The 26,464-nt window shown below is 63.4% G+C and carries 26 protein-coding genes; 7 read left to right on the top strand and 19 right to left on the bottom strand.

Annotated elements, in window-relative coordinates; translation table 11 throughout:
* The first annotated feature begins 34 nt into the window (after positions 1–34).
* Positions 35–1,966, top strand: a complete 1,932-nt coding sequence (gene ftsH / locus PP1Y_RS12975; protein ID WP_007013762.1) for an ATP-dependent zinc metalloprotease FtsH — start codon at positions 35–37, stop codon at positions 1,964–1,966.
* A 108-nt stretch (positions 1,967–2,074) separates the two neighbouring features.
* Here the strand turns inward: ftsH and PP1Y_RS12970 are convergent, their stop codons facing one another.
* The 11 genes from PP1Y_RS12970 to PP1Y_RS12920 form a co-directional block, all read right to left on the bottom strand.
* Positions 2,075–2,869, bottom strand: coding sequence for a ParA family protein (locus tag PP1Y_RS12970; RefSeq protein WP_232512720.1), 795 nt, complete (start codon positions 2,867–2,869; stop codon positions 2,075–2,077).
* Between the two features lie 67 nt (positions 2,870–2,936).
* Positions 2,937–3,281 (bottom strand): DNA-directed RNA polymerase subunit omega, encoded by a 345-nt coding sequence (gene rpoZ / locus PP1Y_RS12965; RefSeq protein ID WP_007013760.1) that lies wholly within the window; start codon positions 3,279–3,281, stop codon positions 2,937–2,939.
* A gap of 104 nt (positions 3,282–3,385) precedes the next feature.
* Positions 3,386–4,456, bottom strand: coding sequence for a phosphotransferase (locus PP1Y_RS12960; RefSeq protein WP_013832656.1), 1,071 nt, complete (start codon positions 4,454–4,456; stop codon positions 3,386–3,388).
* Positions 4,453–5,664, bottom strand: a complete 1,212-nt coding sequence (locus tag PP1Y_RS12955; RefSeq protein ID WP_041558835.1) for an acyl-CoA dehydrogenase family protein — start codon at positions 5,662–5,664, stop codon at positions 4,453–4,455. Before PP1Y_RS12955 ends, PP1Y_RS12960 begins: the two co-directional genes overlap by 4 nt.
* Positions 5,664–6,209, bottom strand: a complete 546-nt coding sequence (locus PP1Y_RS12950; RefSeq protein ID WP_013832654.1) for a VOC family protein — start codon at positions 6,207–6,209, stop codon at positions 5,664–5,666. The genes PP1Y_RS12955 and PP1Y_RS12950 overlap by 1 nt, the downstream gene beginning before the upstream one ends.
* Before the next feature lie 11 nt (positions 6,210–6,220).
* Complete coding sequence (locus PP1Y_RS12945) at positions 6,221–7,663, bottom strand: 2-oxo acid dehydrogenase subunit E2 (RefSeq protein WP_013832653.1); 1,443 nt, start codon at positions 7,661–7,663, stop codon at positions 6,221–6,223.
* A gap of 13 nt (positions 7,664–7,676) precedes the next feature.
* On the bottom strand, positions 7,677–8,690 hold the full coding sequence (locus PP1Y_RS12940) for an alpha-ketoacid dehydrogenase subunit beta (protein ID WP_013832652.1): 1,014 nt from the start codon (positions 8,688–8,690) through the stop codon (positions 7,677–7,679).
* A 17-nt stretch (positions 8,691–8,707) separates the two neighbouring features.
* Entirely contained in the window at positions 8,708–9,697 is a 990-nt protein-coding gene (locus tag PP1Y_RS12935) for a thiamine pyrophosphate-dependent dehydrogenase E1 component subunit alpha (RefSeq protein ID WP_013832651.1), read from the bottom strand.
* A 49-nt stretch (positions 9,698–9,746) separates the two neighbouring features.
* Positions 9,747–10,955 (bottom strand): acyl-CoA dehydrogenase family protein, encoded by a 1,209-nt coding sequence (locus tag PP1Y_RS12930; RefSeq protein ID WP_013832650.1) that lies wholly within the window; start codon positions 10,953–10,955, stop codon positions 9,747–9,749.
* Positions 10,956–12,116: a thiolase family protein gene (locus tag PP1Y_RS12925; protein ID WP_013832649.1), complete on the bottom strand. Its 1,161-nt coding sequence runs from the start codon at positions 12,114–12,116 to the stop codon at positions 10,956–10,958. It lies immediately after the preceding gene.
* Positions 12,113–12,508, bottom strand: a complete 396-nt coding sequence (locus PP1Y_RS12920) for a Zn-ribbon domain-containing OB-fold protein (protein WP_013832648.1) — start codon at positions 12,506–12,508, stop codon at positions 12,113–12,115. Before PP1Y_RS12920 ends, PP1Y_RS12925 begins: the two co-directional genes overlap by 4 nt.
* Positions 12,509–12,643: 135 nt before the next feature.
* Between PP1Y_RS12920 and PP1Y_RS12915 the strand changes: the two genes are divergently transcribed.
* Positions 12,644–14,266 (top strand): GMC family oxidoreductase, encoded by a 1,623-nt coding sequence (locus PP1Y_RS12915; RefSeq protein ID WP_013832647.1) that lies wholly within the window; start codon positions 12,644–12,646, stop codon positions 14,264–14,266.
* A gap of 25 nt (positions 14,267–14,291) precedes the next feature.
* Here PP1Y_RS12915 and PP1Y_RS12910 read toward each other — a convergent pair whose 3' ends face one another.
* On the bottom strand, positions 14,292–15,065 hold the full coding sequence (locus PP1Y_RS12910) for a helix-turn-helix transcriptional regulator (RefSeq protein ID WP_013832646.1): 774 nt from the start codon (positions 15,063–15,065) through the stop codon (positions 14,292–14,294).
* A 151-nt stretch (positions 15,066–15,216) separates the two neighbouring features.
* Here PP1Y_RS12910 and PP1Y_RS12905 point away from each other — a divergent pair, with 151 nt between their 5' ends.
* Positions 15,217–16,326 (top strand): acyl-CoA dehydrogenase family protein, encoded by a 1,110-nt coding sequence (locus tag PP1Y_RS12905; RefSeq protein ID WP_041558834.1) that lies wholly within the window; start codon positions 15,217–15,219, stop codon positions 16,324–16,326.
* An 81-nt stretch (positions 16,327–16,407) separates the two neighbouring features.
* Here the strand turns inward: PP1Y_RS12905 and PP1Y_RS12900 are convergent, their stop codons facing one another.
* Together PP1Y_RS12900 and PP1Y_RS12895 are read right to left on the bottom strand one after the other, a co-directional pair.
* A complete protein-coding gene (locus PP1Y_RS12900; protein WP_013832644.1) occupies positions 16,408–17,202 on the bottom strand; it encodes a ThuA domain-containing protein in 795 nt (264 codons plus the stop codon).
* Complete coding sequence (locus PP1Y_RS12895; protein ID WP_013832643.1) at positions 17,199–18,632, bottom strand: SRPBCC family protein; 1,434 nt, start codon at positions 18,630–18,632, stop codon at positions 17,199–17,201. Before PP1Y_RS12895 ends, PP1Y_RS12900 begins: the two co-directional genes overlap by 4 nt.
* 111 nt (positions 18,633–18,743) lie before the next feature.
* Here PP1Y_RS12895 and PP1Y_RS12890 point away from each other — a divergent pair, with 111 nt between their 5' ends.
* From PP1Y_RS12890 to PP1Y_RS12875, 4 genes are all read left to right on the top strand, one after another.
* Positions 18,744–19,562, top strand: coding sequence for an SDR family NAD(P)-dependent oxidoreductase (locus PP1Y_RS12890; protein WP_013832642.1), 819 nt, complete (start codon positions 18,744–18,746; stop codon positions 19,560–19,562).
* Positions 19,559–20,377, top strand: coding sequence for an SDR family NAD(P)-dependent oxidoreductase (locus tag PP1Y_RS12885; protein WP_013832641.1), 819 nt, complete (start codon positions 19,559–19,561; stop codon positions 20,375–20,377). Before PP1Y_RS12890 ends, PP1Y_RS12885 begins: the two co-directional genes overlap by 4 nt.
* 61 nt (positions 20,378–20,438) lie before the next feature.
* Complete coding sequence (locus PP1Y_RS12880) at positions 20,439–21,218, top strand: SDR family oxidoreductase (protein WP_013832640.1); 780 nt, start codon at positions 20,439–20,441, stop codon at positions 21,216–21,218.
* Positions 21,219–21,295: 77 nt separating this feature from the next.
* Complete coding sequence (locus tag PP1Y_RS12875) at positions 21,296–21,799, top strand: VOC family protein (RefSeq protein WP_013832639.1); 504 nt, start codon at positions 21,296–21,298, stop codon at positions 21,797–21,799.
* Here the strand turns inward: PP1Y_RS12875 and PP1Y_RS12870 are convergent.
* The 5 genes from PP1Y_RS12870 to PP1Y_RS12850 all read right to left on the bottom strand — a co-directional run bounded on the left by PP1Y_RS12870 (position 21,796) and on the right by PP1Y_RS12850 (position 26,373).
* Entirely contained in the window at positions 21,796–22,560 is a 765-nt protein-coding gene (locus tag PP1Y_RS12870; protein ID WP_013832638.1) for a glucose 1-dehydrogenase, read from the bottom strand. The genes PP1Y_RS12875 and PP1Y_RS12870 overlap by 4 nt on opposite strands.
* Positions 22,561–22,562: 2 nt before the next feature.
* Positions 22,563–22,982 (bottom strand): nuclear transport factor 2 family protein, encoded by a 420-nt coding sequence (locus tag PP1Y_RS12865; RefSeq protein WP_013832637.1) that lies wholly within the window; start codon positions 22,980–22,982, stop codon positions 22,563–22,565.
* An 86-nt stretch (positions 22,983–23,068) separates the two neighbouring features.
* The gene (locus tag PP1Y_RS12860; RefSeq protein WP_013832636.1) at positions 23,069–24,415 is read right to left on the bottom strand and encodes an SRPBCC family protein; all 1,347 of its coding nucleotides are present in this window, start codon (positions 24,413–24,415) and stop codon (positions 23,069–23,071) included.
* A 72-nt stretch (positions 24,416–24,487) separates the two neighbouring features.
* Entirely contained in the window at positions 24,488–25,045 is a 558-nt protein-coding gene (locus PP1Y_RS12855; RefSeq protein WP_232512671.1) for a VOC family protein, read from the bottom strand.
* A gap of 5 nt (positions 25,046–25,050) precedes the next feature.
* The gene (locus tag PP1Y_RS12850) at positions 25,051–26,373 is read right to left on the bottom strand and encodes an SRPBCC family protein (RefSeq protein WP_013832634.1); all 1,323 of its coding nucleotides are present in this window, start codon (positions 26,371–26,373) and stop codon (positions 25,051–25,053) included.
* Positions 26,374–26,464: the final 91 nt, after the last annotated feature.

Here is a 26,464-nt window from a genome sequence, read left to right as displayed (position 1 = left end):
TACATTGGCGGACGAAAGGACGGTTTATCCGACAATGAACGACGACCAGCCCAACGGCAATCCCTGGGTCAAGAGCCTCCTCGTCTGGGGTGGCATCTTCCTTGCACTGCTCATGGTGGTTTCCATGTTCAGTTCGCGCAGCGACGCTGGCCCGATGATTCCCTATTCCGATTTCCGCGCCAAGGTTGCCGAAGGCAGCGTGATGGCGGTCGAGATCGGCGAGGAACGCATCGATGGCCAGATGAAGAACGGCGACACATTCTCCACCGTGCCAGTTCCTGGCGACACCACCCTGACGCAGCTGCTCCAGGCCAATGACGTCAAGTATGCCGGCAAGGCGCCCGAGGAAGGCAACCTGCTGGTCTACATCCTGGCCCAGACCTTGCCCTTCCTGTTGATCGTCGGCATTGCGTTCTTCGCGCTGCGCCAGGTCCAGAAAGGCGGTGGCTCGGGTGCGATGGGCTTCGGCAAGTCGAAGGCGAAGCTGCTCACCGAACGGTCGGGCCGCGTTACCTTTGCAGACGTCGCGGGCATCGACGAAGCGCGCGAGGAACTGGAGGAAATCGTCGAGTTCCTGCGCGATCCCTCGCGCTTCTCCAAGCTCGGCGGCCAGATCCCCAAGGGCGCGCTGCTGGTCGGCTCGCCCGGTACCGGCAAGACGCTGCTCGCCCGCGCCATCGCGGGTGAAGCGGGCGTTCCCTTCTTCACCATCTCCGGTTCGGACTTCGTCGAAATGTTCGTGGGCGTGGGCGCCAGCCGCGTACGCGACATGTTCGAGCAGGCGAAGAAGAACGCACCGTGCATCGTCTTCATCGACGAAATCGACGCCGTGGGCCGTCACCGCGGCCATGGCCTCGGCAATTCGAACGACGAGCGCGAGCAGACGCTGAACCAGCTGCTGGTCGAGATGGACGGCTTCGAGGCCAACGAAGGCATCATCATCATCGCCGCGACCAACCGTCCGGACGTGCTCGACCCCGCGCTGCTGCGCCCGGGCCGCTTCGACCGCCAGGTCGTCGTGCCGGTTCCGGACATCGAGGGCCGCGAGAAGATTCTCGAAGTGCACATGAAGAAGGTGCCGCTTGCCCCCGACGTCAATCCGCGCGTCATCGCCCGCGGTACGCCGGGCTTCTCGGGCGCGGACCTCGCCAACCTCGTCAACGAGGCCGCCCTGCTTGCCGCGCGTCGCAACAAGCGTCTCGTGGCCATGCAGGAATTTGAGGACGCCAAGGACAAGGTCATGATGGGCGCGGAACGCCGCTCGATGGTCATGACCGACGACGAGAAGAAGATGACCGCCTATCACGAGGCCGGCCACGCGATCGTCTCGCTGAACGAAGAAGCTTCGGACCCGATCCACAAGGCAACGATCATCCCGCGCGGCCGCGCGCTGGGCATGGTCATGCGCCTGCCGGAACGCGATTCCTACTCGTATCACCGTGACAAGATGCTCGCGAACCTCTCGGTCGCGATGGGCGGCCGCGTCGCCGAGGAAATCATCTTCGGACACGACAAGGTCTCCAGCGGCGCCTCGTCGGACATCCAGTATGCCACCAGCCTGGCCCGCAACATGGTCACCAAGTGGGGCATGTCCGACAAGCTCGGCCCGCTGCAGTACGAAGAGCAGCAGGAAGGCTACCTCGGCATGGGCGGCTCGCATCGACTGATGGCCTCGGACGAGACCAACAAGCTGATCGACAGCGAGATCCGCCTGCTGGTCGACACGGCCCATGCGCGCGCCACGCAGATCCTCAACGAGAAGAACGAGCAACTGCATCTGCTCGCCAACGCCATGCTCGAGTACGAGACGCTCTCTGGCGACGAGATCAAGCAGCTCATGGATACCGGCGAGATCGACCGGCCCAGCGAGCCGAGCGGCAAGGGCAAGCCCGCGCGCGTGGCCGGGTCCTCGATTCCCAAGGCCGGCAAGCGCTTCTCCGGAGGCACAGCGCCGCAAGGGGCCTGATCCAGCGGATCGCATACCGCGGTTTTCCCTCGGGAAAATGCAGGAGGGGGCGGCGAGCAGAGATGCTCACCGCCCCTTTTGCTTGCCTGCCCGCTTCGGCCCGACCGCCTATTTGCGGCGTTCAGCCAGCTTGCGCTCAATCGCATTCCACAAGAGCGCGAACTGCTTCGCAGCCGGACTCTGGGGCGCAAAAGCCCCGACGGGCCGCTGGCGAACCGCGCTTTGCTCCACTACGCTGGCATAGGGGATGGCAGGCCAGTTCGGATGCTCCTTGAGCACTTCGCGGTGCAGCCCGCGCCGCAGGTCGAGCATCGAGAGTACCGGCAGGATCGGCGGATGCTTGCGGGTATGGCCCGCGATCTCCCGAACCACGAGATCGAAGGCCCGCGACGAAAGCGGCGATGGCGGCAAAGGCACGATGACGAGATCCGCTGCGCGCACGACCTGCGCGCTCACCTCGTTCATCACCGGCGGGCAATCTAGGATGATACGATCGTAGTCAGTCGCCAACTGCGCGGTAAGCTTGGCGAGACGCTTGCGCTTGCCGATCTGGATGAGCTTGGTGTCGAGCGCGCGCAGACTCTCGTCGGCCGGCAGAACGTCGATGCCATCGATGGTGGTATGCTGGATCAGCCGCTCGGGAGATTCTTCTTTCGAGAACACATCCTCGGCATGACGCGATCCCCTGGGCTCAAGGTCGAACAGGAAGGCCGAGCCACCGGCTGCATCGAGATCCCACAGCAGGGTGCGATGCCCGGACAAGTTGGCCGCGCACCACGCAAGATTGGCGGCGAAGGTGGTCTTACCTACGCCGCCCTTGACACTGTATATGGCGATTGTCGCACCGGAGGGCTTCGCCCTCCCGGATGATCTGGCACTGGTGCTGCCGGCTATGCGGGGCAGTGTACGTTTCTTTCCACTCACCCCGCAGAGACTTGCCGGTCAACCTGTCCCAGTCAACCTTAGACCGTCAGCCGTCGTAATCGCCGCCGATCGAGGTGTTGCGGGTCGGCGCCGAAGCGGTGATCCGCAGGGCCTCGGCCGACTGGCTGAGCGAGCCGACATCGTCCATCTCGTCATCGTCGTCGGGCAGCACGCGCTGCATCGAGGTGATGAGCGTTTCCTTGAGCTCGGCGGGACGAACCGTCTGCTCGGCGATCTCGCGCAGGGCAACAACCGGATTCTTGTCACGGTCGCGGTCGACGGTCAGCTCCGCACCACCTGAGATCTCACGCGCACGCTGTGCGGCAAGCAGGACGAGATCGAAGCGGTTGGGAATCTTGTCGACGCAATCTTCGACAGTAACGCGCGCCATGGGCACTCCGTAAGAATCTGCTGGTTCGGAAAGGCCGGCCAATAGGCAGATGGGCCGGGAAAGTCAAGAAAACGCGGGGGAGGCGCATTTGCGCCCCTTCCCTGTCAGCCCAGTTCCCCGCGCGAGGCCTGCAGCGCGAGCCGGGCGAGCTCTGGAAAGGCCTCGGCGCGTTCCTTTGCCTGTGCGTTGGCTGCGGTGCCGCGGATCACGCGGCCCTTGATGCCGTGGAAGATCGCGGCGAGGCGGAAGAAGTTGAAGGCCATGCAGTAGCGGTAGCCCGGCATGTCCTTGCGCCCGGTGCGCCGGCAATAGGCCGCGACGTAGTCCTTTTCGCTGGGAATGCCCAGGGCGACGATGTCGGCTCCGGCCAGCCCGGCCACGATATGCGGCGGCATGTGGTACATCATCGCGTGATAGGCGAAGTCTGCCAGCGGATGGCCCAGCGTCGACAGTTCCCAGTCCAGCACGGCCATAACCCGCGGCTCGGTGGGATGGAAGATCATGTTGTCGATGCGAAAATCGCCGTGGATCACGCTCGATGCGCCGTCGTCCTCGGGCATGTTCGCCTCGAGCCAGTCGATCACCGCGTCCATGTTCCCGTCGCGGCCCGCAGCCTCGTCGTCGCGGTACTGCTTCGACCAGCGCCCCACCTGGCGCGCGAAGTAATTGCCCGGCCTGCCGTAGTCACCAAGGCCGATCGCCTCGGGATCGAAGGAATGCAGCTGCGCGAGCGTCGCGTTCATCGCATCGTAGAGCGCCGCGCGCTCCGCGTTGGAGACGCCCGGCACCCTCGCATCCCAGAAGATGCGCCCTTCGACCATCTCCATGACGTAGAACCAGGTCCCGATGACATCGTCATCGGTGCACAGGCCATAGACCCTGGCCACCGGGAAACCCGCACCGTGAAGCGCCGACAGCACCTTGGCCTCGCGCTCCACCGCATGGGCGCCCTTGAGCAGCTGGCCCGGCGGCTTGCGCCGCAGCACGTAGCTGCGCGAGGGCGTCACCAGCTTGTAGGTCGGGTTCGACTGTCCGCCCTTGAACTGTTCGACCGCCAGGGGGCCCTCGAAACCCTCCACATGGGTCTCCAGCCACGCGGTCAGCGCGGCTTCGTCGAAGGCATAGCCTGCGCGGACCGCAGTCGTGCCGGTATTGGCCTCTACAACGTCTGTCATGCCCCTGCCGCTTCCTTCGCTGCCTCCTGGGCCTTGCGCCAGTCGCGCTTGATCTTCTTGGCAAGCGACCACTTGTGGACTTCGGTGGGGCCGTCGTAGATGCGAAAGGCGCGCACTTCGCGGAAGACCTGCTCGACGATGGTGCGTTCGGTCACGCCGGTTCCGCCCATGACCTGGATGCAGTTGTCGGCGATCTTCATCAGGGCCTCGGACACCGAGACCTTGGCCATCGAGCTTTCCACCGTGCCCAGCGAGCCGGTGTCCAGCACGGAGGCGCACCAGTCGATCATCAGCTCGCACTGCTGGATGAGGATCTTGTTCTCGGCCAGCATGAAGCCCACGCCTTCGTGGTCGATCAGGGTCTTGCTGAATGCCTCGCGGCGGCAGGCGTAGTCGGTCGCGATCTCGTGCGCGCGGATGCAGCAGCCAAGCCAGCGCATGCAGTGCGACAGGCGGGCAGGCGAAAGGCGGATCTGCGCATACTTGAAGCCTTCGCCCGGAAGGCCGAGCATCTGGTCGGCCGGGATGCGCATGTCCTTGATGGTCAGCGTTGCATGACCGCCGGGCATCGAGGTGTCGATGGTATTGGGAACTTCGTCGATCACGATCGCCGGATCGGGCAGGTCGACGAGGAACATGCAGGCGCCGCCCTTGGTATCCTCTTCCGCCGAGGCCGCCATGACGATGCCGACCTTCGCGCCCTGCGCACCGGTGATGAAGGTCTTGCGGCCATTGACGACCCAGTGGTTGCCGTCCTTGCGGCAGGTCGTCTTCATCATCGAGGGATCGCTGCCCGCACCGCCCCATTCGGCCGGCTCGGTCATGAAGAAGGCCGAGCGCCCCGAACCGTCGACAAGCGGCTTGAGGAAGCGCTCCTTCAACTCGGGCGAACCGACGTGGCCGATGAGGTACATGTTGCCCTCGTCCGGGGCCATCGTGTTGCACGCCAGCGGGCCGAGCGGCGAAAGGCCGGACCTGATCAGGACAACGGCCGTCTCGCGCTGGGTCAAGTGCGAACCGTCAGCCTTGATGTGGGGCGTAAGTACCCCGGCATCGCGGGCCCTCCCGCGCATCTCCATCACCAGTTCGTCGGTCGGCGCACCGTGGTGGTCGCGGCGCGGGTCCTTCTCGTAAGGCACCACAACTTCGCGCACAAAGGCTTCCACCCGCTCGGCCATGTCCAGGGCGTATCGGGAAATCTCGGTCATTACTGCAGCACCCTGATCGGATCGGAACCGTCCCAGTCCCGGGCGGCATCCTTCATCATCTGGAACAGGCCTTCCGTACCCGACATCGGTTGAAGATACTCGATCACGTGGCCCGGACCCTTGCCCGGATCGACATAGATCACTTCACCGTCCTCGCCGACCTTGCCTTCGACGATGACCTGCGCTCCCGCCTCGGCGCAAGCCCGGCGCGCTTCCTGGATGTCGTCGACGAAGACGCAGATATGGTGAAGCCGGTCGCGAACGGCATATTCGCCCGCGTAGAGCGAAGGCGCATCGCTATCCGTCTTGATCAGTTCGATCTGGATATCGCCCCAGTACCCGATCGCCATGGAGAAGACGGCATCGGTGGGCTCACCCTTGTACTTCATTTCGCCAAGGCGCACGTCATTGAGGACAAAGAACGGGCCGACGCCGACGGTCTCGATCCAGTATTTCATCGCCTCGTCCCAGTCTGTCGGGAAATAGGCGAGCTGGATCACTTCGCCCAGCTTCTTCAGCGGTCCCGGAGTAGCGGAACTGGTCATTGTATGTCCTTTCAGGCGAAGATGCCTTCCGGCTCCTCGATGAGGCTCTTGAGCGTCTGCAGGAACTGAGCCCCTGCCGCGCCGTCGATGGCGCGATGGTCGACCGAGAGCGTGAAGGAAATGCGGTTCTCAAATGCGACGCCGCCTGCCTCCGTCTCGACCGGCTGGCGCTTAGCGGCACCTACTGCGAGGATCGCGCCCTGCGGCGGATTGATGATCGCATCGAAGTTCTCGATCCCGAACATGCCCAGGTTGGAGACGGAGAAAGTCCCGCCTTCCATGTCCTCGATGCCAAGGCGACCCGCCTGCGCCTTGTCGATCAGGCGGCGGGTTTCGGCCGCGAGCTGGTCGATGCGCATGAGGTTCGCCTGGCGCACGACCGGAGTGACGAGGCCCTTGGGGCTCGCCACCGCCATCGAGACGTCGGCGTGCGGGAAACGGTAGATCTCGGTGCCATGCACCTGGACGTTGACATCCGGGTGCCGGGCGAGCGCCATGGCCGAAGCCTTGACGATCCAGTCGTTGACCGAGGCCTTGCAACCCAGCACGAGGTTGGCCGTCTTGCGCATCTCGATGAGCCTGTCGGCACGGGCCGACATGCGCAGGTAGAAGTGAGGGATATCCTGCTTCGCGGCGGTGAGTCGCTGGGCAACCACCTTGCGGATGCGATCGAAGGGTACAACTTCGGGGCGGTTCTCACCGGCCACGAACTCGGGCGTTCCCACGCCGGCACCGGCAGTCGGCTTTGGCACCAGCGCCAGCACATCGGCCTTGGAGATGCGGCCGCGGGCACCCGAGCCGGACACGCCGGAAAGCGAAATGCCATGGAGCGCGGCAAGGCGGCGCGCAAGCGGCGAGGCGAAGACCTTGAGGTTGTCCTCCTGAACCGCCACCGGCCCCTTGAGCGTGGGCACCGCCGACCCGCGCAACGCCTTGACGACGTCCTGGTGGGTGATGCGTCCACCCCGGCCCGATCCTTCGATCACGGCTATGTCGACGCCTTCTTCCTCTGCAAGGCGCAAGGCCTCGGGGCTGATCGGCCGGTTGGTGTCGATCTTGATCCGCTGCTTCTCCGGTTCCGCCGGAGCCGACGCGGCAGCGGCCGGTGCGCTTGCAGCGGACTTTGCCTTCGACGCGCCTTCGGCCACGCCGCCCTCGGCCGGCTTGAAACCGGCGATGAAAGCCTCGATGTCGGCATCGGAATTGCTGCCGTCGTCGAAAACGGCCAGAAGCGCGCCGACGGGCTCCGCCTCACCGCCGCCCTCGACGACGATGCGCCGCACGGTGGCATCGTATTCGGCATCGACCTCGTTGGTGATCTTGGCGGTTTCGATCAGGCACAGCGTCTGGCCGCGCTTGAAGCTCTCGCCTTCCTTCACCATCCACTCGGCGATGGTTCCTTCGGTCATCTCGATACCCCACTTGGGCATCGTGAAGGCGCGAATTCTACTCATGGGTGCGCCCTCCTCAGCGATATTCCAGGGTCTTGCGCACAGCCGCCGCGACCTTTGCGGGGCTCGGCAGGTAAGCGCTTTCCAGTTCGCGGGCGAACGGGACAGGCGTGTGCGGCGGGGTAACCATCTCGATCGGTGCCTTCAGGCTGGCGAAGGCCTTCTGCGCAACGAGCGCGGAAATGTCGGTTGCCAGCGAGCAGCGCGGCGGCGCTTCGTCGACGATGACGAGACGGCCGGTCACCTCGACGGAGTCGAGGATCGCCTCCTCGTCGAGCGGCGAAGTCGTTCGCAAGTCGACGACGTCGCAGCCGATCCCGTCCTGGGCCAGATCGTCGGCTGCCGTCTCGGCATAGCCGACCATCATGCCGGACGCGACGATCGTAACGTCCTCGCCCGCTCGGGCAAGGCGCGCGTGACCGAATGGCACGACATAGTCCGGATCGTCCGGTACTTCGCCCGACAAGCCGTAGAGGAACTTGTGCTCGAGGAAGACCACCGGATCGTCATCGCGGATCGCCTGGCGCAACAGGCCGCAAGCGTCGGCCGGGGTGGCCGGCATGACAACCTTGATGCCCGGCATGTTGGTGACGAACTGGCTGATCATCTGACTGTGCTGGGCCGCCGCGTTGTAACCGGCGCCGCACGGCATGCGGATCACTGCCGGACAGACCGACTTGCCGCCGAACATGTAGCGGAACTTGGCAATCTGGTTCCAGAGCTGGTCCATGCAAACGCCGATGAAGTCGGCGAACATGATTTCTGCCACCGGCCGCTTGCCGGCCAGAGCCAGGCCACCCGCCGCGCCCATGATGGCGCTTTCCGAAATCGGCGTGTCGATCACCCGGTCCGGGCCGAAGGCGTCGTAAAGGCCGGTCGAGGTCGACCAGATGCCGCCGATGGCCTCGGGGCCGCCGGCCGTTCCCATGCCGCCCACGACATCCTCGCCAAGGACGACGACGCGCTCGTCACGCTGCATTTCCTGGAAGATCGTGTTGCGAATGGCGTCGCGATACATCATTTTTGCCATGGTTTCGCTCCCGCCGTTCAGTAGCTGATGTAGACGTTGTCGAGGACGTTTTCGGGCTTGGGCCGCGCCGCATTGCGCGAGGCCTGTACCGCATTCTCGATGGCTTCGAGCGCCTCGGCATCGAGCTTGTCGATGTCTTCGTCGGTGAGCAGCTTGGCGCCGGTCACGCTGGCGCGGAACTTCTTGAGACAGTCGCGCGTCTCGCGCAGGCGATCGAGTTCGCCCTCACCGCGATAGCGCTGCGGATCGCCTTCGAAGTGGCCGAAGAAGCGCTCGGTATCGAATTCGACTGCGGCCGGGCCATTGCCGGGCGTGCGCACGTAGTCGAGAACTTCGCGCATCGTGTCGTGAACCGAAAAGAAGTCGGTGCCGTCCCCGCGCCAGACCTTCATGCCGAAGGCTTCCGCGCGGCTGGCGATGTCGTTGTTCGTGCCCACCGCATAGTCTACGCCGGTGTGCTCGGAATAGTGGTTGTTCTCGAAGACGAAGATCGCCGGAGCCTTGGTGACGACAGCCAGGTTCATCGCCTCGAACGTGGTGCCCTGGTTGCAGGCACCGTCGCCCGAGAAGGTGATGGCGACGGCCAGCTTGCCGTCCTCGTCAGGCCCGTCGATCTTGTTGGAAAGCGCCGCGCCCACCGCGATCGGCGCACCGCCGCCGACGATGCCGTTTGCGCCGAGCATACCCTTGTCTATGTCGGCAATGTGCATCGAACCGCCCTTGCCGTTGCACAGACCTTCCTGGCTACCCCAGATTTCCTTCATCATCCCGTCGACATCGCAACCCTTGGCAAGGCAGTGGCCATGGCCGCGGTGGGTAGAGACGATCTTGTCGGCAGCTGTCAGATGCTCGCACACGCCCACGGCAACGGCTTCCTGACCGCAATAGAGGTGCGTGAAACCGGCGATTTCACCGGTCTGGATCTCCTCGTGGAGACGTTCCTCAAATTCGCGGATCAGCTTCATTTGCCGATAGGCGTGGGTCAACGCCTCGCGGTTCAGCTGCATGTGGGCTTCCTCTCTTGGTTCGAATTGCGGTGACCGGTTCCGTGATCGCTCACAGGCCCAGCACCGACTTGGCGATGATGGTACTTTGAACTTCGTTGGTGCCGCCGAAGATCGTCCAGGCGCGGCTGTTGAGATAGCGCGGCGAGGCGAGCTGGGCTTCCTTCGAATGAAGCGCAAGAGGGGCCTCGTTGCCGTAAAGCGGACGCGCCATGTCGAGTTGCAGCCCTGCCGGGCCGTAGAGGTCGACCGCCAGCAGATCGATCTCCTGCCGCAGGTTCGAGGCGAGCATCTTGGTCAGCGACGTCTGCGGTCCGGGCTTCTTGCCCTTGGCAATTTCCGAAATGATCTTCAGTTCGATCATCTCCAGCGCCTCGACGCTGAGGCGCGTCTGGGCAATGCGGCGGCGCCAGTCCACCTGGTCGATCAGCTTGCCGCCCCGGCCGTCGCTTTCCTCGCGCGATGCGGTTTCGATCTGGTCTAGATCATAACCGAGCTTGGGTGCATGGCACGATCCGCCGCGCTCATTCTCGAGCAGGAACTTGGCGATGGTCCAGCCCTGCCCTTCCTCGCCGACAAGATTCTTGGCCGGGACGACGACGTCCTCAAGGAAGACCTGGTTGACTTCATGGTCCCCGGCGACGGTCAGGATAGGGCGCACGGAGACGCCGGGCGTGTCGAGATCGATGAGCAGGAAGGAAATGCCGGCCTGCTTCTTCACCTCGGTATTCGTGCGGACCAGCGTGAACATGCGGTTCGCGTGATGGGCATGGGTCGTCCAGATCTTCGATCCGTTGACGATATAGTTATCGCCATCGCGCACCGCGCGGGTCTTGAGACTGGCAAGATCAGAGCCCGAACCGGGCTCGGAAAAACCCTGGCACCAATAATCCTCGCCCGACAGGACGCGCGGCAGATAATAGGCCTTCTGCTCTTCGGACCCGAAAGTCCAGACCACCGGAGCGAGCAGCTTGAGGCCGAGCACGGTGAGGTTCGGCGCACCGGCCAGAGCGCATTCCTTCTCGAAGAGATAGCGCTGCAGCGGCGTCCAGCCGGTGCCGCCATGTTTCTTGGGCCACTGGTAGCCGAGCCATCCCTGCTGGTGCAGGATCGCATTCCAGGCCTGCCCGATCTCGGGTTCCACGAAGACCGACGGCGTACCCGCCGCGCCGTCCTTTACGACATCCGGCAGGTTGTCGCGCAGGAATGCGCGCACCTCGGCGCGGAATTCGGCGTCTTCAGGCGAAAGTTCGATATCCATTCAACGTTCCAGAATTGTCACGGCCGAGACACCGGGCGCACCGTAGACGTGGCTGTAAGCCGTCCTGGGATTGCCCGGGACCTGCCGCCCCCCACCGTCACCACGCAATTGGACGACGTTCTCATAAACCTGACGAAGCCCCGACGCGCCGATCGGCTCACCGCAGGCAAGGCAGCCGCCATCGGTATTGACCGGCAGCCTGCCGCCGATCTCGGTAAGGCCTTCGGCGAGCCACTTTTCCTGCTCGCCATCGGCGCAAAAGCCGTTCTCGGCCATGTGCATGATCTCGGCGCCAGCCTCGGTATCCTGGAGCTGCGCCACGGAAATGTCCTGAGGGCCGATCCCGGCCAGCTTGAAGGCATCCGCCGAGGCAATGCGCGAAGCGGTGCCGCGCGGCACGCTGTCGTTTTCGACAACATCGAGCGACGGCGCGAAGACTTCGAAGGAATGCGCCGGACGGGTGCGCATGGTTGCCGCCTTGAGGCGAACCAGCGGCTTGCCCAGTTCGCGCGCCTTCTTCTCGCTTGCGAGCAGCAGCGCCACACCGCCTTCGGCGGGCGAGCAGAACATGTACTTGGTGTAGGGATCGCTCACCAGCGGCGCTTCGAGGATTTCCTCGAGCGACACCGGCTGTCGCCGCCAGGCGTGGGGCGCGTGAACGGCATTGCGAAAGGCCTTCTCAGCCACGCGGCCCAGCGTTTCATGCGAAATTCCGAACATGTGCATGTAGCGCATGATCTTCGCCGCAAAGAACTGCGTGGTAACCATCTGCCCGACTTCGCCGTACCAGTCCGGCAGGTTGTACTCGCTGGGCAAGGCGTTGAAGGCACCGCGCGGGTGCTTGTCGAAACCGACGGCAAGGCCAAGGTCGAACTCACCCGACTTGATCGCCATCTGCGCCGAGAACAGCGCCGAACCGCCGGCCGCGCAGCCGTTGCGCACGTTAATGAACTGGACCCCGGTCAGGCCGAGGCGATCGACCATGGTGTCGGGATTGCCGGCGGCATCCGAGCTACCGTAAGCGAACTGAACCTGCGGCCAGTCGACACCGGCATCGGCCAGTGCCTGCCGAACGGCGTAGACGCCCTGGTCGACGCCCGAAACGCCATCGGTACGGCCGAACTTGTGGATGCCGATGCCGACGATGCAAACGTCGCTCATGCTGCCCCTCCTGCTGGTGCGAAGGCCGGGATCATCACCGGATCGGCCGCATCGGGATCGAGCGGCGCCGGCGCCAGGCGCAGCGACATGCCGATCGTCACGTCTTCGAAATCGACATCGACCAGCCGCGCCTCGACAATCGTCTCACCCGGCAGCTCGACGTAGGCAACGATCCAGGGGAGGAATGCCTCGGGGCCGGCATAAGGCGGCGTCTTGGGACGAAAGCGCTGCACGGTGTAGGACCACAAGGTTCCGTCCCTGCCCAGAGGTACGGGCTCGTAGCCGTCGCCTTCGGGGCACGGAAAAACGATGCGTCCCGTCGCAAGGTCGCGTCCCCCCACCAGTCGTGGAGAGGTTTCGTCCGTGAAAAGGCCTTCGGCAATAGCGCGCATCATGCTCCCACCCCGGTATATATGAGTCCGGTCATGGTGTTGGTTTAAGCCTTCGCGGCGCGGCTTTCCGACTCACCAAAACGCTAGGGTAGTCATTACGCTAGTTCGTGCATCCCTACGTGCAGGGAGACGGACATGACCGAGACTTGGGACTACATCATCGTCGGCGCAGGATCTGCCGGCTGCGTCATGGCCGAGCGCCTGAGTGCCGACGGGCGTTCGCGCGTGCTAGTGCTGGAAGCCGGCGGCGAGAACGACAGCTTCTGGGTCACCCTGCCCAAGGGCGTCGCCAAACTGGTGCAGAAAAGCGAACACATGTGGGCCTATCCCGTCGCCCAGCCACGCGAGGAAGGCGGCCCCGGCGGCGAAGTGTGGATTCGCGGCAAGGGCCTGGGCGGTTCCTCCTCGATTAACGGAATGATCTGGAGCCGCGGCGAGCCGGCCGACTACGACGCCTGGGAAAGCGAGGCCGGGGCGACCGGGTGGAACGGTGCCTCGATGACCGAGGCTTTCCTCGAACTAGAAGACCACGCCGCGGGGCCATCGCCCATGCGCGGCTCAGGCGGCCTCGTTCACGTCGATCCCGCCTGCTACTCCTACCCACTCGCCGACCGCATGATCGAGGCGGGCGAAGCTATGGGACTGCAACATGTCGACGATCTCAATGCCGCCACCGGGCCGCGCGTAGGGTTGTTCAGCCACAACATCCGCAAGGGCAAGCGCGAATCCGCCGCGCGCACCTACCTCGCCGTCGCGAGAAAGCGCCCGAACGTCACGGTGATGACTGACGCTATGGCCGAGCGCATCGTCTTCGACGGCACCCGTGCCGTTGCCGTGGAGGCAACCGTCAAGGGCCAGCCGCGCCGGCTCGACTGTTCCGGCGAGATCGTCGTGTCCTGCGGCGCGATGGAAAGCCCGCTCCTGCTTCAGCGTTCGGGAATCGGCGATGCCGACCGACTGGCGGCAGCCGGCATCCCGGTCATCGCCCATTCGCCCGATGTCGGCGAGCGGATGATCGAGCACCTCTCGATCTCCATTCCCTATCGCCTCGAAAAGGGACGCGGCACGAACAGGAGCTTTTTCGGCATCGGCGCGGCGCTGGCGATGCTGCGCTATCTTGTCAGGCATGACGGCATCCTTGCCACCGGGCCCTTCGAAGTGGGCGCCTTTCTCAATGTTGCGCATCCCGACGGACGGACCGACGCGCAGTTCTATCTGGGCGGCTACACCTTCAGGATCGGCGATGACAACGACCCTGTCCCGCTCGACAAGATCGACCCCAAGCCGGGCGTCACGATCTACGGCCAGCTGCTGCGCCTCACCAGCGAAAGTTCAGTACGCGTCACCGGTCCCTCGCCCTCGGACGCCCCGGAAATACTGCACAATTTCCTTTCTACCGAGCATGACCGCAAGTCCGCCATTGCGCTGGTAAGAGCCATGCGCCGGTTCATCGCCTCGCCGCCGCTGGGCGAGATGGTCGGCCCCGAACTCATCCCGGGCCCACAAGTGGAAAGCGACGATGACCTGTTGGCCGCCTTCCGTCACCTGTCGACATGCGGACTGCACGCGATTCGTTCCTGCCGCATGGGCGGGGACCCGCAGGCGGTCGTCGATCCGCGCCTGCGCGTGAACGGCGTTCAGGGACTGCGCGTCGCGGATTGCTCCGTGATCCCGTGGCACGTCACCGGCAACACCAATGCTCCCGCGATGGCCCTCGGCCTGCGCGGCGCGAAGCTCATGCTGGAGGACAGGGGCTGACGCCCCCTCCCCTTCATCAGCGAATTCAGGTCTGGAGCGAGATGTAGCCGAGCTGGGCCGCCTTGAAGACGGTCTGGCTGCGGTTCACGGCGTTGAGCTTGGTCGCGGCATTGTGGATGTGAAAGCGCACGGTGGCGCGACTGCGCGACATGATCATGCTGATCTCGAGGTCGGTCTTGCCGATCGCGGCCCATCGCAGGCATTCGACTTCGCGCTTGGATAGCCGGGATTCCGGTGGCAGCGCCTGAACCGAGCCCATGATCTGGACATAAGTCGAGATGAACGTGCGCGAATAAAGCCCCAATGCATCCGAGTAGAGCTTGAACTCCTCGGACAGGTCCGTCTTTGCCTTGTCCAGCGGGTTGAAGCTGACGGCGCCGATCTGGCCGAATGGCAGATGCACGGGAACGCAGATCGCCGCCTGGGTCAGCGCGCGCTGCTCGAAATTGGCGATATTGATAGAATCCAGATAGGCATTGGGCTCGAAGGTGCGGAAACCTTCGGCATTTGCCCAGAACGGCTGACTCTCGAAACGGCAGGCCGACGTCAGCGGCGAATCCAGCGCAATGCGGGAATTGCGCCACCAGACCTTTTCGTCGTCGCTCCAGCCGAAAACTTCCGTTGCGAGAATATTGCCTTCCGCGTCAACCGGAGTTCGCTTGTCCGCGATATCGTGCGCGGGAGCAGCTCGAAACCCGCACTCAAGGGCAATGCGGTGCAATGCCTCAGCTGCGGGCTTGATGCCTTCCGGAGTCATGACCCGGACGGCATCGATATTTTCCTGTGACAACAAATTCATGAATTCCTCTCTCGCGAGCCCGTCTTACCCCGCCGTTCCCGCCGGCACAATCGTCCCAAGGCCGAATTTCCGCCCACAATGCCTAACCTTTTGCGCAGCGGAGGACCACCCATCGATAGTGGTAAAGCGGAATTACAGACGGGAGTGGAAAGTGAATTTCGAACTGAACGAAGACGAAGAAATGCTGAAGGCACTGACTGAGCGTTTCGTCGTCGACCATTATGACCATGACAGCCGCCGCGCCTTTCTGAGTGAACCCAATGGTTTTTCCCGGAAGAACTGGGACTTTCTGGGCGAACTCGGCCTGATCGCCGCACCCTTTCCCGAAGAACTGGGCGGCCTCGGCCTCGACGGCACCGCCATTGCCACGGTCTTCGAAGCGCTTGGCCACGGCCTCGTTGTCGAGCCCCTGGCGGAGAACGTGGTACTGGCCGGACGCCTCTTTGCACTCACCGCGCCGGAGGATCTCAAGGCCGAATGGATCGAGGACCTGCTGACCGGTACGCGCCGCCTTGCCCTCGCCCATGCCGAGGCAGGCACGCGCGATGGCCTGATCTGGGTTGAAACCAAGGCCAATGCCGATGGCGGCAGCTATCGCATCACCGGATCGAAGCCCTATTGCATCGCAGGCGGCGGGGCTGACGGCTACATAGTTTCGGCGCGCGTTTCCGGCGCGCCCGGCGACAGGGACGGGGCCGAACTTTTCTTCGTCCCGGCTGACGCCGAAGGTCTCAAGACGCGGGACTGGCCGCTTGCCGACGGCAGCGTCGCCACCGACATCACGCTCGACGATGTGGTTGCCACCAGACTCGAAGGCGGGCTCGGTGCCCTGGCAGAGGCCGAGCAGGTTGCCACGCTTGCCCGCAGCGCCGAAGCGCTGGGCATCATGGCGCGCATTTTCGAGGAAACGATCGAGTACCTGCGCACCCGCGACCAGTTCGGCGTGCCGCTCGGTTCCTTCCAGGCCATCCAGCACCGCATGGTCGCGCAATATGCCGCTATCGAACGCAGCCGGGCCCTGCTCAACCTCGCGCTCGTTTCGTGGGGAACGGACGACTTTGCCCGCAACGTCCAGGGGGCCCGCGCCTTCATCGCCGATGCCTCGGTAACGCTGGGGCACGAAATGATCCAGTTCCACGGCGGCATGGGTGTGACCGACGAACTGGCGGTGGGCGGCGGGCACAAACGCCTGCTGGTTCTTTCGCGCTGGCCCGAACCGGCCCAGTCCGCGCTCGACCGCTTCGCCGGACTGCTGCACTGATAGGACAAGTTCCTGCAAACTGAAAAAGGGGCGGACCGGTTTTCCCGGTCCGCCCCTCTTCTTTTAGGCCCGCGGAGGAAGTCAGGCCCGCTCGCGATCCTTTATCCAGGCAATGCCGCGGCGCAGCAGGTCGTAGAAGACCGGCAGCTCCCAGGCGCAGCGATCCACTGAAGGCCACCAGTCGAGCATTGGCTGAAGATCGTAGTGTCCGCGGCAATGCCCCAGCGTATTGTAGAGCACCGCGCCCTTGCCGTGGCGCTTGATATACATGACCGGATGGACTCCAGGCGCATCGGCCGCCTCGACGAACCCGGTGCCTTCCTCGGTGCACTCGGTCTCGAGAAGAACGTGCAGATCGCCGTGCTGTTCGAGGTGATACAGCTCGTCGTTAGTCTCGAAAGCCTCGATCCCCTCGACCAGCGGGTGCGTGGGATCGGCTACCGTGACCTTGTATGGGGCAATCGGCGGATGGGAGACGAACTGGCTACCCAGCATGTCCATCATCAGCGGCGCCCAGCGCGGCGCATCCCACAGTCCGTTCTGCAGCAGGCGCAGTACCGAATTGGTACCGTGCAGCGCGTACCAGCGACCGCCGGCGGCCAGCCAGTCGCGCAGGACTTCCTGCGCTGCCAGCGAAGGCGTGACGTCGCAGGTATACGTGATGATGATGTCGGCCTTGCGGATCGCATCGAGGTTTTCATAATCCTCGAACACGCGCGTGCGCACGCTCTGGTCCTCGGCCAGAAGCTTGAGCAGTTCGAGCCGGGCAAAGTCCATGTCGTGCCAGACGCCGCCGCAGATGAAGACGCAGTCTATCCGGGGCGGATGCTGGTCGACATGCGCGCCTTGCCCGCCATACGCGCCTTCGCCGCTCATGCCGCATTCTCCTTGCTGCCACCCAATTCGCCGCTGATGTACTTCATCATCGTGTCCTGGAACTGGCGAATGCGGATTTCCTGGTAATTGCCCAGCTGGACTTCGCCGTTCTTGGAGGCGTGAAGGCCGTCCTGAACGAAGGGCAGGTTGTCCATATCCTGCTCGAACACATCGCCAAGGATGCCCAGTTCCGGCGCTTCGGTCCATTTCTGGTCGAGCGTGAGGAACTTCAGCGGCGCGCCATGCGGCATCGGCTGGCCCTTGGGAATGCGCGAGAGGATGCGCACTTCCATGATGCAGGTGTCGGGCGTCTTGCCGGGTCGCCAGTTGTAGACGATATTCGGCATGTAACCGCCCCAGGGCGCGAAGTTCGGGAAGACGTTGTAAACCAGCGCATCGAGCAGCTCGGCGTCGGTCGCATCCTCATGGTCGTAGCCGGTCTGTTCGGTATAGGCCTTGCGCATTGCCGCACCCAGCGCCGCGCGCGCCGTCATCCCTTCCGGCACAGCGATCGCCATCGGGTTTTCGGTGGCGCCTTCCTCATAGTTGTCGGCCGAGCGTCCGTTGTACTTGATGAACTGGTCGACGATCCACTGCTCGCCCTTACCTTCCTTGATGTGCGGGCTCATCACGCCGAAGGGGGTAAGGTTGACATTCACATTGTCGCCCCAGGTCCAGTAGGCGGCATTGGAATCGCCGGTGAAAGGCAGCAGCTGCGGGTGGGTAACGATCGTGTGCCAGGCCTCCATGAAGGCCTCCATCACGACCTTCCAGTTCGCCGGTACTTCCTTGGCCACGCGCATGACGGTCGCGCATTCTTCGTGCCGCCAGCGCTTGAAGTGCTCGGGCAGCGGCGCGAGGTATTCCTCAAGGCTCGGCCCGCCCTTTTCCTCGCGAATGAAGATGTAGCCCGCCCAGCGGCCCACTTCGGCTTCGGGAAGCCCCATCTCCTTTTCCTTGAGATGCGGGAAGTCCCACTGGCACGGCATCGAGTTGAACGATCCATCCTTGTTCCAGGCAAAGCCATGGAAGGGGCAGACGAACTTGTCGGCGCTGCCGTCCTCGGTGCGCAGCTTGCGCCCACGGTGGAGGCAGACGTTATGCATCGCACGGATCGAGCCGTCGTCTTGACGCACGATCAGGTAAGTCCGCCCGACGTTCTCGTAGACGACATAGTCACCGGCTTCGAGCAGGTCCTCTTCGCGCGCAACGAACTGCCACACGTAAGGCCACATCTTCTCGCGCTCCAGCCGAGCGAATTCCTCGCTGGTGTAGCGCTCGGCGGGGATCGGGTCGGAGCCGCGATAGGTATAGCTCTCCTCGGTCAGGATCTTCGGCGGCGTTCGCGAATCCGTGGCCATCAGTTCGGCCCAGGTGATACCTTCGCTGCGGTCTTCGCCCAGTTTCACTTCGGGGTCCCGGTCAGCCATCTCTCTGCATTCTCCCAAGAACGGAATTTCCTGTTTGGTCCATGTCTGGACCAGCGTGAAGTCATAGTCACCTTGCCGAAATCATAGGTTGTTCCGCCGCCCGGATCGGCCATGTTGCGCTTGGAAAGCAATTTTTGGGAGAATGCCGTGAGCAAACGGCTTGAAGGCAAGGTCGCGCTGGTCACCGGAGGCACTTCGGGCATCGGCGCGGGCACGGTCGAGCGGCTTGCCGCCGAAGGTGCAAAGGTCATTTTCACCGGTTCGAACGAGGCCGCCGCGCAGAAACTCTGCGCTGCCACCGGCGCACGGTTCGAAAAGCACAACGTGACCGACGCTGCGGCCTGGGGACCTCTGATCGACCGCATCCTCGAAGAACATGGCAGACTGGATATCGCTTTTGCCAATGCCGGGATCGAGGCGGGCGACGGGAGCGTCGAGGACATCACCATCGAGGCATGGAACAACATCATGGGCGTGAACCTCACCGGGGTGATGCTCACGGTGCAGCACGCAATGCGCGCCATGGCCAGGAATCCCGATGGCCCGACCGGCTCGATCATCGTCAATTCCTCGATGAACGCGCACCGCGCGATGGGCAATTTCGTGGCCTATTCGGTTTCCAAGTCAGCAGTTCTCGCACTGGTAAAGTCCTCTGCCGTTCACGCCGGCAACCAGAAATACAAGATCCGCGTCAACGCCGTCCTGCCGGGCGTGGTCGAAACCGCGATGATCAAGAACCTGATCGACAAGTCGGGCGACCCCGAGGCCACGCGTGCCGCCTACGAGGGGCTATCGCCGATGGGTCGCATGGCCACGGTCGAGGAAATTGCCGGGCTCGTCGCCTGGCTGGCTTCTGACGAGGCCCGCTTCTCTTCGGGCAGCGAATTCACCATGGACGGTGCCAGCACCGCGGGGATGAACGGCGTATGAGCGATCTGGGTTCACAACGCCTGCAGGGGCGCGTCGCCCTCGTTTCCGGCGGTCTGCGCGGCATCGGCCTCGCCTGTGTCGAACGCTTCCTGGCCGAGGGCGCCGAAGTCGTGCTGACCGACCTCGATGCGCCCGACAGCGAGCTTGCAAGCACGACCGTTGAGCGGCTCGGACAGGCAGCCAGCTACCTGCAGGCCAACGTCACGAAGAGCGAGGACTGGGAGCGTGCTCGCGCCTCCGTTGCGGAACGGCACGGCAAGTTGCACATCCTGGTCAACAATGCCGGCACCGATCTGACCGGCCCGGTCGAAAGCCTGACAGACGAAGGCTGGCGGCGGATCATGGCAATCAACGTTGACGGCGTCTTCATGGGCACCCGCGCTTTCGTCCCGATGATGGCCGAGAGCGGCAAGGACTTCAAAGGCGGCGCCTCGATCATCAACGTCAGTTCGATTATGGGCCTTGTCGGCATGAACGAGGTCTCTGCCTACAATGCCAGCAAGGGCGCGGTGCGCATGTTCACCAAGGGCATCGCCGTCGAATTCGCGGAAAAGAAGATGCCGATCCGCGCCAATTCGCTCCACCCCGGATTCGTAACTACACCCCTGCTCGCACAGGGTTTCCAGCGCTGGGTCGAAAGCGGCGTCGCTGAAAAGGCACAGGACCTGGTCGACATGGTCGCGGGCAAGACGCCGATCGGTCGCCTCGCGGACCCTTCGGAGCTGGCAAGCGCGGTGTTCTTCCTCGCCAGCGAGGACAGCTCGTACATGACCGGCGCGGAACTCGTCGTCGACGGCGGCTGGACGGCCCAGTAACCACTACAAGGCCAACAACCACAACAAGGCCAGTAACCACAACAAGGGAAGACAAAAGACCATGACCATCGCCCTTCCCGGCGTCGTCGCCGTCGTCACCGGCGCGGCCGGTGGCATAGGCCGCGAAATCGTCAAGGCCATGAAGGCTGCCGGAGCCACCGTCATCGCCACCGACTTGCGCGACAGTGCAGACATCGAGGGCGCCGACCATTACCTCAGGCACGACGTAACCAGCGACGCCGACTGGCGCGCGGTGGAAGCACTGGTGCGCGAGAACTATGGCCGTCTCGACGCGCTGGTGAACAACGCGGGCTTCTCCATCGTGACGAAGTTCGAGGACACGCCGCTGTCCGAATTCCACAAGGTCAACGCGATCAACGTGGATTCCGCGATCATCGGCACGCAGATCATGCTCGACCTGCTCAAGGCTGGCGGCAAGGCCCGCAAGGCTGGCGCGTCGGTCATCAATTTCTCGAGCGTGGGCGGCCTGCGCGGCGCGCCGTTCAACGCCGCCTATTGCACCAGCAAGGCCGCGATCAAGATGCTGACCAAGTGCCTTGGCGCCGAGTTCGGCGCACTGGGCTATAACATCCGGGTCAACTCGGTGCACCCCGGCGGCATCGACACGCCGATGCTCGGTTCGATCATGGACCGCTACGTCGAAATGGGCGCCGTCCCCTCGCGCGAAGTCGCGATGCAGGGCATCCTCGCCAATCATCCGATCGGCAGGATGGGCCGGCCCGATGAAATGGCCGGCGGCGTGGTGTTCCTAGCCAGCGAGGCCTCCAGCTTCATGACCTGCGACGAACTCGTGATGGACGGAGGCTTCAGCCAGGTCTGATCCCGGATCGCGATACTACGGGAGCCGCCTGCACCATCGGCTCCCGCCCTGCAATGCCAAGTGAAGGAACCCGCGCAATGTCCCGCAAGCTGCCCGGTGTAATCGGCGTGCACCATATCGGCGTGTCGGTTCCCGACCTCGACAAGGCGCGCGAATTCTATCTCGATATCCTTGGCGCGGTGGAAGAAGTCGAACCGCTGAGCTGGGCCGACAATCCCTTCATCGACAGGATCGTGGGCCTCGAAGGTAGCGCCGCAAGGCAGTTCTTCTGCCGCCTCGGCAACGTCCAGATCGAAGTCTTCGAATACAGTGCCCCCAGGCAGGCCCCGCTCGCCCCCGGCCGCGGGGTCAACGAATATGGTTACACGCACTTCGCGATACAGGTGGAGGATTTGGAAGCCGTGCACGAACGCATCGTCGCGGCGGGCCTGCCGGTCCATGCGCCGCCCGACATGTCATCGATCACCGTCGATGCCGACGGGACCAAACACGGCTACTCCGGAACCTACTGCCGCGACTTCTTCGGCAACGTGTTCGAGATCCTGGAAATCCACGAGACCCCGGAAATCCTGCCGATCTAAAGCGACGAGCCCCCATCGATGACGAATTCCGCCCCCGTTGCAAAGGCGCTTTCGTCGCTGGCGAGATAGAGGCACAGGGCGGCCACTTCATCGGGCTGGCCGATACGGCCGATGGGATGGCCGGCCACCCACTCGGCGTAAAGGGCATCGGGATTGTCCGACTGAGCCAGAACCTTGTCGAGGATCGGAGTATGGATCACGCCCGGATGCACCGAATTGCACCGCATGCCGTACTTCTCGCGGGCATAGTGCAGCGCGATCGACTTGGTCATGTGCGTAACGCCCGCCTTCGCCGCATTGTAGGCGGCCAGATAATGCGCGGCACGAATGCTCGCCATCGACGCGATATTGATCACCGACCCGCCGGTGCGCTTCATCAGCGCGATGACGTGCTTGCAGCCCAGGAATACGCCGGCAAGATCCACGTCCAGCTCGTGCCGGAAGGCATCGAGCGCGAGGTCCTCGACCGAACCGATGGTGGTGATCCCCGCGCAATTGACCAGCACGTCGATCCGGCCATGAAGCGCCTCGACGCGTTCGAAGGCGTCGATCCACTGGGCTTCGCTGGTAACGTCGAGGCTCACGAACGCCGCCGCCTCGCCCAGTTCATCGGTCAGTACCTGCCCGCCTGCCTCGTCGATGTCGGCCAGCACGACATGCGCGCCTTCCTGAACGAAGCGGCGGACAATCGCCTCGCCAAGACCGGAGGCCGCCCCGGTGACCAGTGCGACCTTTCCCGCGATCCTGCCCGTCCCGGCCATGATCATGCCTCGATAGGAATGAGAAAATCCATCGTGTAGCGCGTGGCCTTCCAGCCCGCATCGGTGCGTTTGACGTCGAAGTAATAGCGACCGTTCACGGTAATCCCGCCGCCCGCCTTGTACTTGCCCATGCCGATCACGTAGGCGCGGATCGATGCGGTATCGCCGTCATAGGCGGTGATTGCAAAGTTGGTCAGGTAATGGCCATGGGCCGACATCACCTCGAAAGTGTCCTCGAAGAACTTGCGGATCTCACCGTGTCCATTGAGGCTGGGGAAATTGATGCCCGAAAGGTCGAACACCGCGTCCTCCACAAAGACGTCGAGAATGCCGTCGATGTCGTGCAGACTGTCCACCGCGTGAGCGTAGGAGATCAACAGGTCCTGAATGGCGAGGCGGTCCTCGATCGGGCAAGCGGTCATCTACGGTAATCCTCTCAGGTCTGACATCTTGGGAAATGGGGCCGGCAACCTGCCCGGCTGCCGGCCCCGAGGGGAATATCAGGCGATCAGCGGCGCCCTTCGAGATAGTCGTTGATGACCTCGTGGAAGCGGCTGATGCGGGTTTCCTGTTCGGCCAGATAGGCGCGGTCGAAGCCCATCGATTGCAGGCCCTTCTGCTGGGTCACAGCCAGCGACAGGTCCTGCGACAGGAAGTCGCCCTGCGCGATCGCGGCCTTCTTCTCACCGAACAGCGCGGTCTCGTGCTCAGCCTCCTCGTAGGGACGCATGCCATAGAGCGTGGCGACTTCGTCGGCGCCCTCGATCTCGGGAACCATGTACCAGTAGTCGAAGGTCGACCAGTTGGGGTCTTCCGGATCGGGTTCGGTCCGGAACATGTGCAGGCCCTCAGGGGTGCCGGTCAGCGTCAGGTTCGGAAAGCAGGTTTGATGGAACTGGTCGGTCAGTTCATCGTCGCTCATCGTCGCAAAGTGATGATGGCCCCGCTCAGGGCCCAGCCGGCGCCGTGCTTCCTGCAGGGCCTTGCGCGCTTCCTGCGCCTTGCCTTCGAATTCGGACGGGTCGAGATCCCATTCCTTCAGCACGTCGGCCCACAGCGGCATGACGTTGACCGAACTTTCGTAGCGGCTGGAGGGCTGTAGTTTCTCGATCATGCGGTTGTGCCCCTGCGGGTACATCTCGAAGATCGTCGTCGAGTAGTGATCGTCGATCATCGGCTGGAACTGCGGGTGCACGGCCGGGATGTGATAGGACTCGTTGAAGTTGTCCGAGGCGAACTTCCAGTTGGTGTTCACGCGCAGGGTCAGCCAGACGACGCGCTTCCAGTTCGCCAGATCGCGGTTGCCAAGCAGTTGCGGTACCGGGTCGAGATATTCCTGCAGCGGCAGCGCATTGGGATCGAAGCTGTAGAAGACGAAGCCGCCCCATGTTTCGCAGGGCACTTCCTTCATCCGCAGGTTATCGCAAGGGTTACCTTGCGGAAAGTCCTCGGGGTCCTGCACTTCGTCGAGAGCGCCGTCAATGTTCCACTTCCAGTTGTGGTACGGGCAGGTCAGATGCTTGGCGACGCCCCCCTCCTCGACGTTGACGAGGCGGTTCCCGCGATGCTGGCAGACATTGAAGAAAGCGCGGATCGAGCCGTCTTCCTGCCGGATCATGATCACCGATTCATGGCGGAAGTTGTGCGTGATGAAATCGCCCGGCTCTTCGAGCTGGCTTTCACGCCCGCCCACGTGCCACACGCGCTTCCACATGTGTTCCCATTCGCGCTCCGCGAATTCCCTGGAATAATAGCGGTCTCCGGTGACCGCATCACCGCGCGCCTTGGGAAACTGGGCCGAAGGGTGCGTGGGATAGGTCGCGGCTTTTTCTGGGACTTCGAGATATCTTGTCATGGCAGACTTTCCTTCTGTCCCGGCCTTCTCCGCGACGCACCGGGTCGGGTTTTTCTTGTATTTCCGTTCTGGTTATTGCGCCTCGGCAGGAAATCCGGGGCGGATAGGATCGGTCACGCCGTCCCAGCCCTCTGCGGCTGCGGCAACGCGCTCGAAGAAATCGGTCTGGATCGGATTTTCCTCGATCAGCTCGATCATGCAGCCGATCGATTTGCTGGTATCGATATAGCTGAAACGGAAGCCGCCGAACTCTCCATCGACCGCGGCGACGAAACCCTGATCGACATAGCTGGCGTAAACCGCATCGTAGTCGCCGGTATAGATGGCGAGGTGATGAAATCCCCCCTCACCCTTCGCGATGGTGTCGCGATAGGCGGAGGGGCTGTCGCAGTGCTGCTGCACGAGCTCGATCTGCACACCGCCCGACTGGGCGATGGCGACCGAGAAATCGAGGCCGGCAGCCTTCTTGCCGCGATAGGCGTATTCGGCGACCTCGATGTGCGGGACGACGAGGAACGGCCCGATCCCGGTGGTCTGGGTCCAGCGCGTGCAGGCGGTCTCGATATCGTCGACCATCAGCGCAACCTGCATGACATGGCGGCCCGGGACACCGGGAGCGGGAAGGTTCACCAAGATCAGTCCTTGCCCTGGACCATGTCATTCAGCAGTTCGTGGAAGCGCTGAACGCGCTTTTCCTGACCAGGCAGGATGCAGCCCTTGAAGCCGCGGGAGTTGAGGCCCTGCTGCTGGCTGGTACCGATCGAAAGGTCCTGGTCGGCAACGAAGCCCAGACTCACGCCGTCACCGTAGACCGAGTGGCGAGCCTCAGCGTCATGACGAAGCGGCAGGTTGCCGATCGGCGTGACGACTTCCTTCATGCCTTCCACCGGCGGGTAAAGGCACCAGTGCTGGAAAACGCACTTTTCCGGATCGGTGGGATGCGGTTCGGTGCGCAGGATCTGGCACTGCTCCGGGCTCATCGTGATCGTGAGGTTCGGGAACAGCGTGCAGTGGAAATAGTCCACCAGCTGCTGGTCGGTCATGTCGTCGTAGTTCTTGTAGCCGCGGCCCGGACCGAGCTTGCGCTTGGCCTCGATGATCGCCTGGCGCAGGTCGCCGGTATGACCGTTGTATTGCGCCGGATCGATGCCCCAGGCCGCCGCGATCTCGTCGAGCGGGGCGGGAACCTCGGTAGTGTGGAAGTCCTGGCGCGTGGTGGCCTGGTGGCCCTTCATCCACATCGAGTTGTGGCCCGACGGGTACATTTCGAACAGCGTATCGGGCAGCCCGTCGTTGATGAAGGTCGACAGTTCCGGATGGATCGTCGGCAGGTGGTAGGATTCGTTGAAGTTGTCGCGGATGATCTTCCAGTTGAACTCGCAGTCCGCCGACAGGTTGAGCACGCGCACCCAGTTGTCGAGGCCATAGCCCTTCAGGCGTTCGGGGAACGGCGAGAGCCATTCCAGCAGCGGCGGGACATCATCGTCCATGCACCAGAACACGAACGGGCCCCACGTCTCGCAGCGCAGCTCGGACAGGTGCACCTTGCCGCAGGGGCTACCGCCCTCGAAGTCGTCGGGATCCTGTACCCTGGCCAGTGTCCCGTCGAGGTCAAAGGTCCAGTTGTGGTAGCCGCAGACGATGCGCGGAACGCTGGTCGCATCGCCAAGGACGAGGCGGTTGCCGCGGTGCGGACAGGAATTGTAGAAGGCGCGGACCGAGCCGTCCTCCTGCTTCACCATGATTACCGATTCCTTGGCGAAGTTGTGGCGGATGATGTCGCCTGGCTCCTCCAGTTCGGCAAGGACACCGCCCAGGTGCCAGACCTTGGGCCAGAGATGCTTCATCTCCTTGTCCATCCACTCCTTGGAGATGTAGCGATCGGCGGTGATCGTATCGCCGCGCACCGGCTGATCGAACTCCTTCGAATAACGTGAGATATTGGCCTGAACGTTCATGGTCTGGTTCCTTCTCGACTTCCGGGGGCTGGCCGCCAGCATTGCGGGCTGAAATCGAATTTGCGGCGAGCGGCAAGGTCGCGGATCTCCG

Source organism: Novosphingobium sp. PP1Y, from assembly GCF_000253255.1.
Taxonomy (GTDB): Bacteria; Pseudomonadota; Alphaproteobacteria; order Sphingomonadales; family Sphingomonadaceae; genus Novosphingobium.
Note: the sequence above shows the minus strand (reverse complement) of the source record. Positions and strands in the feature narration are given on the sequence as shown.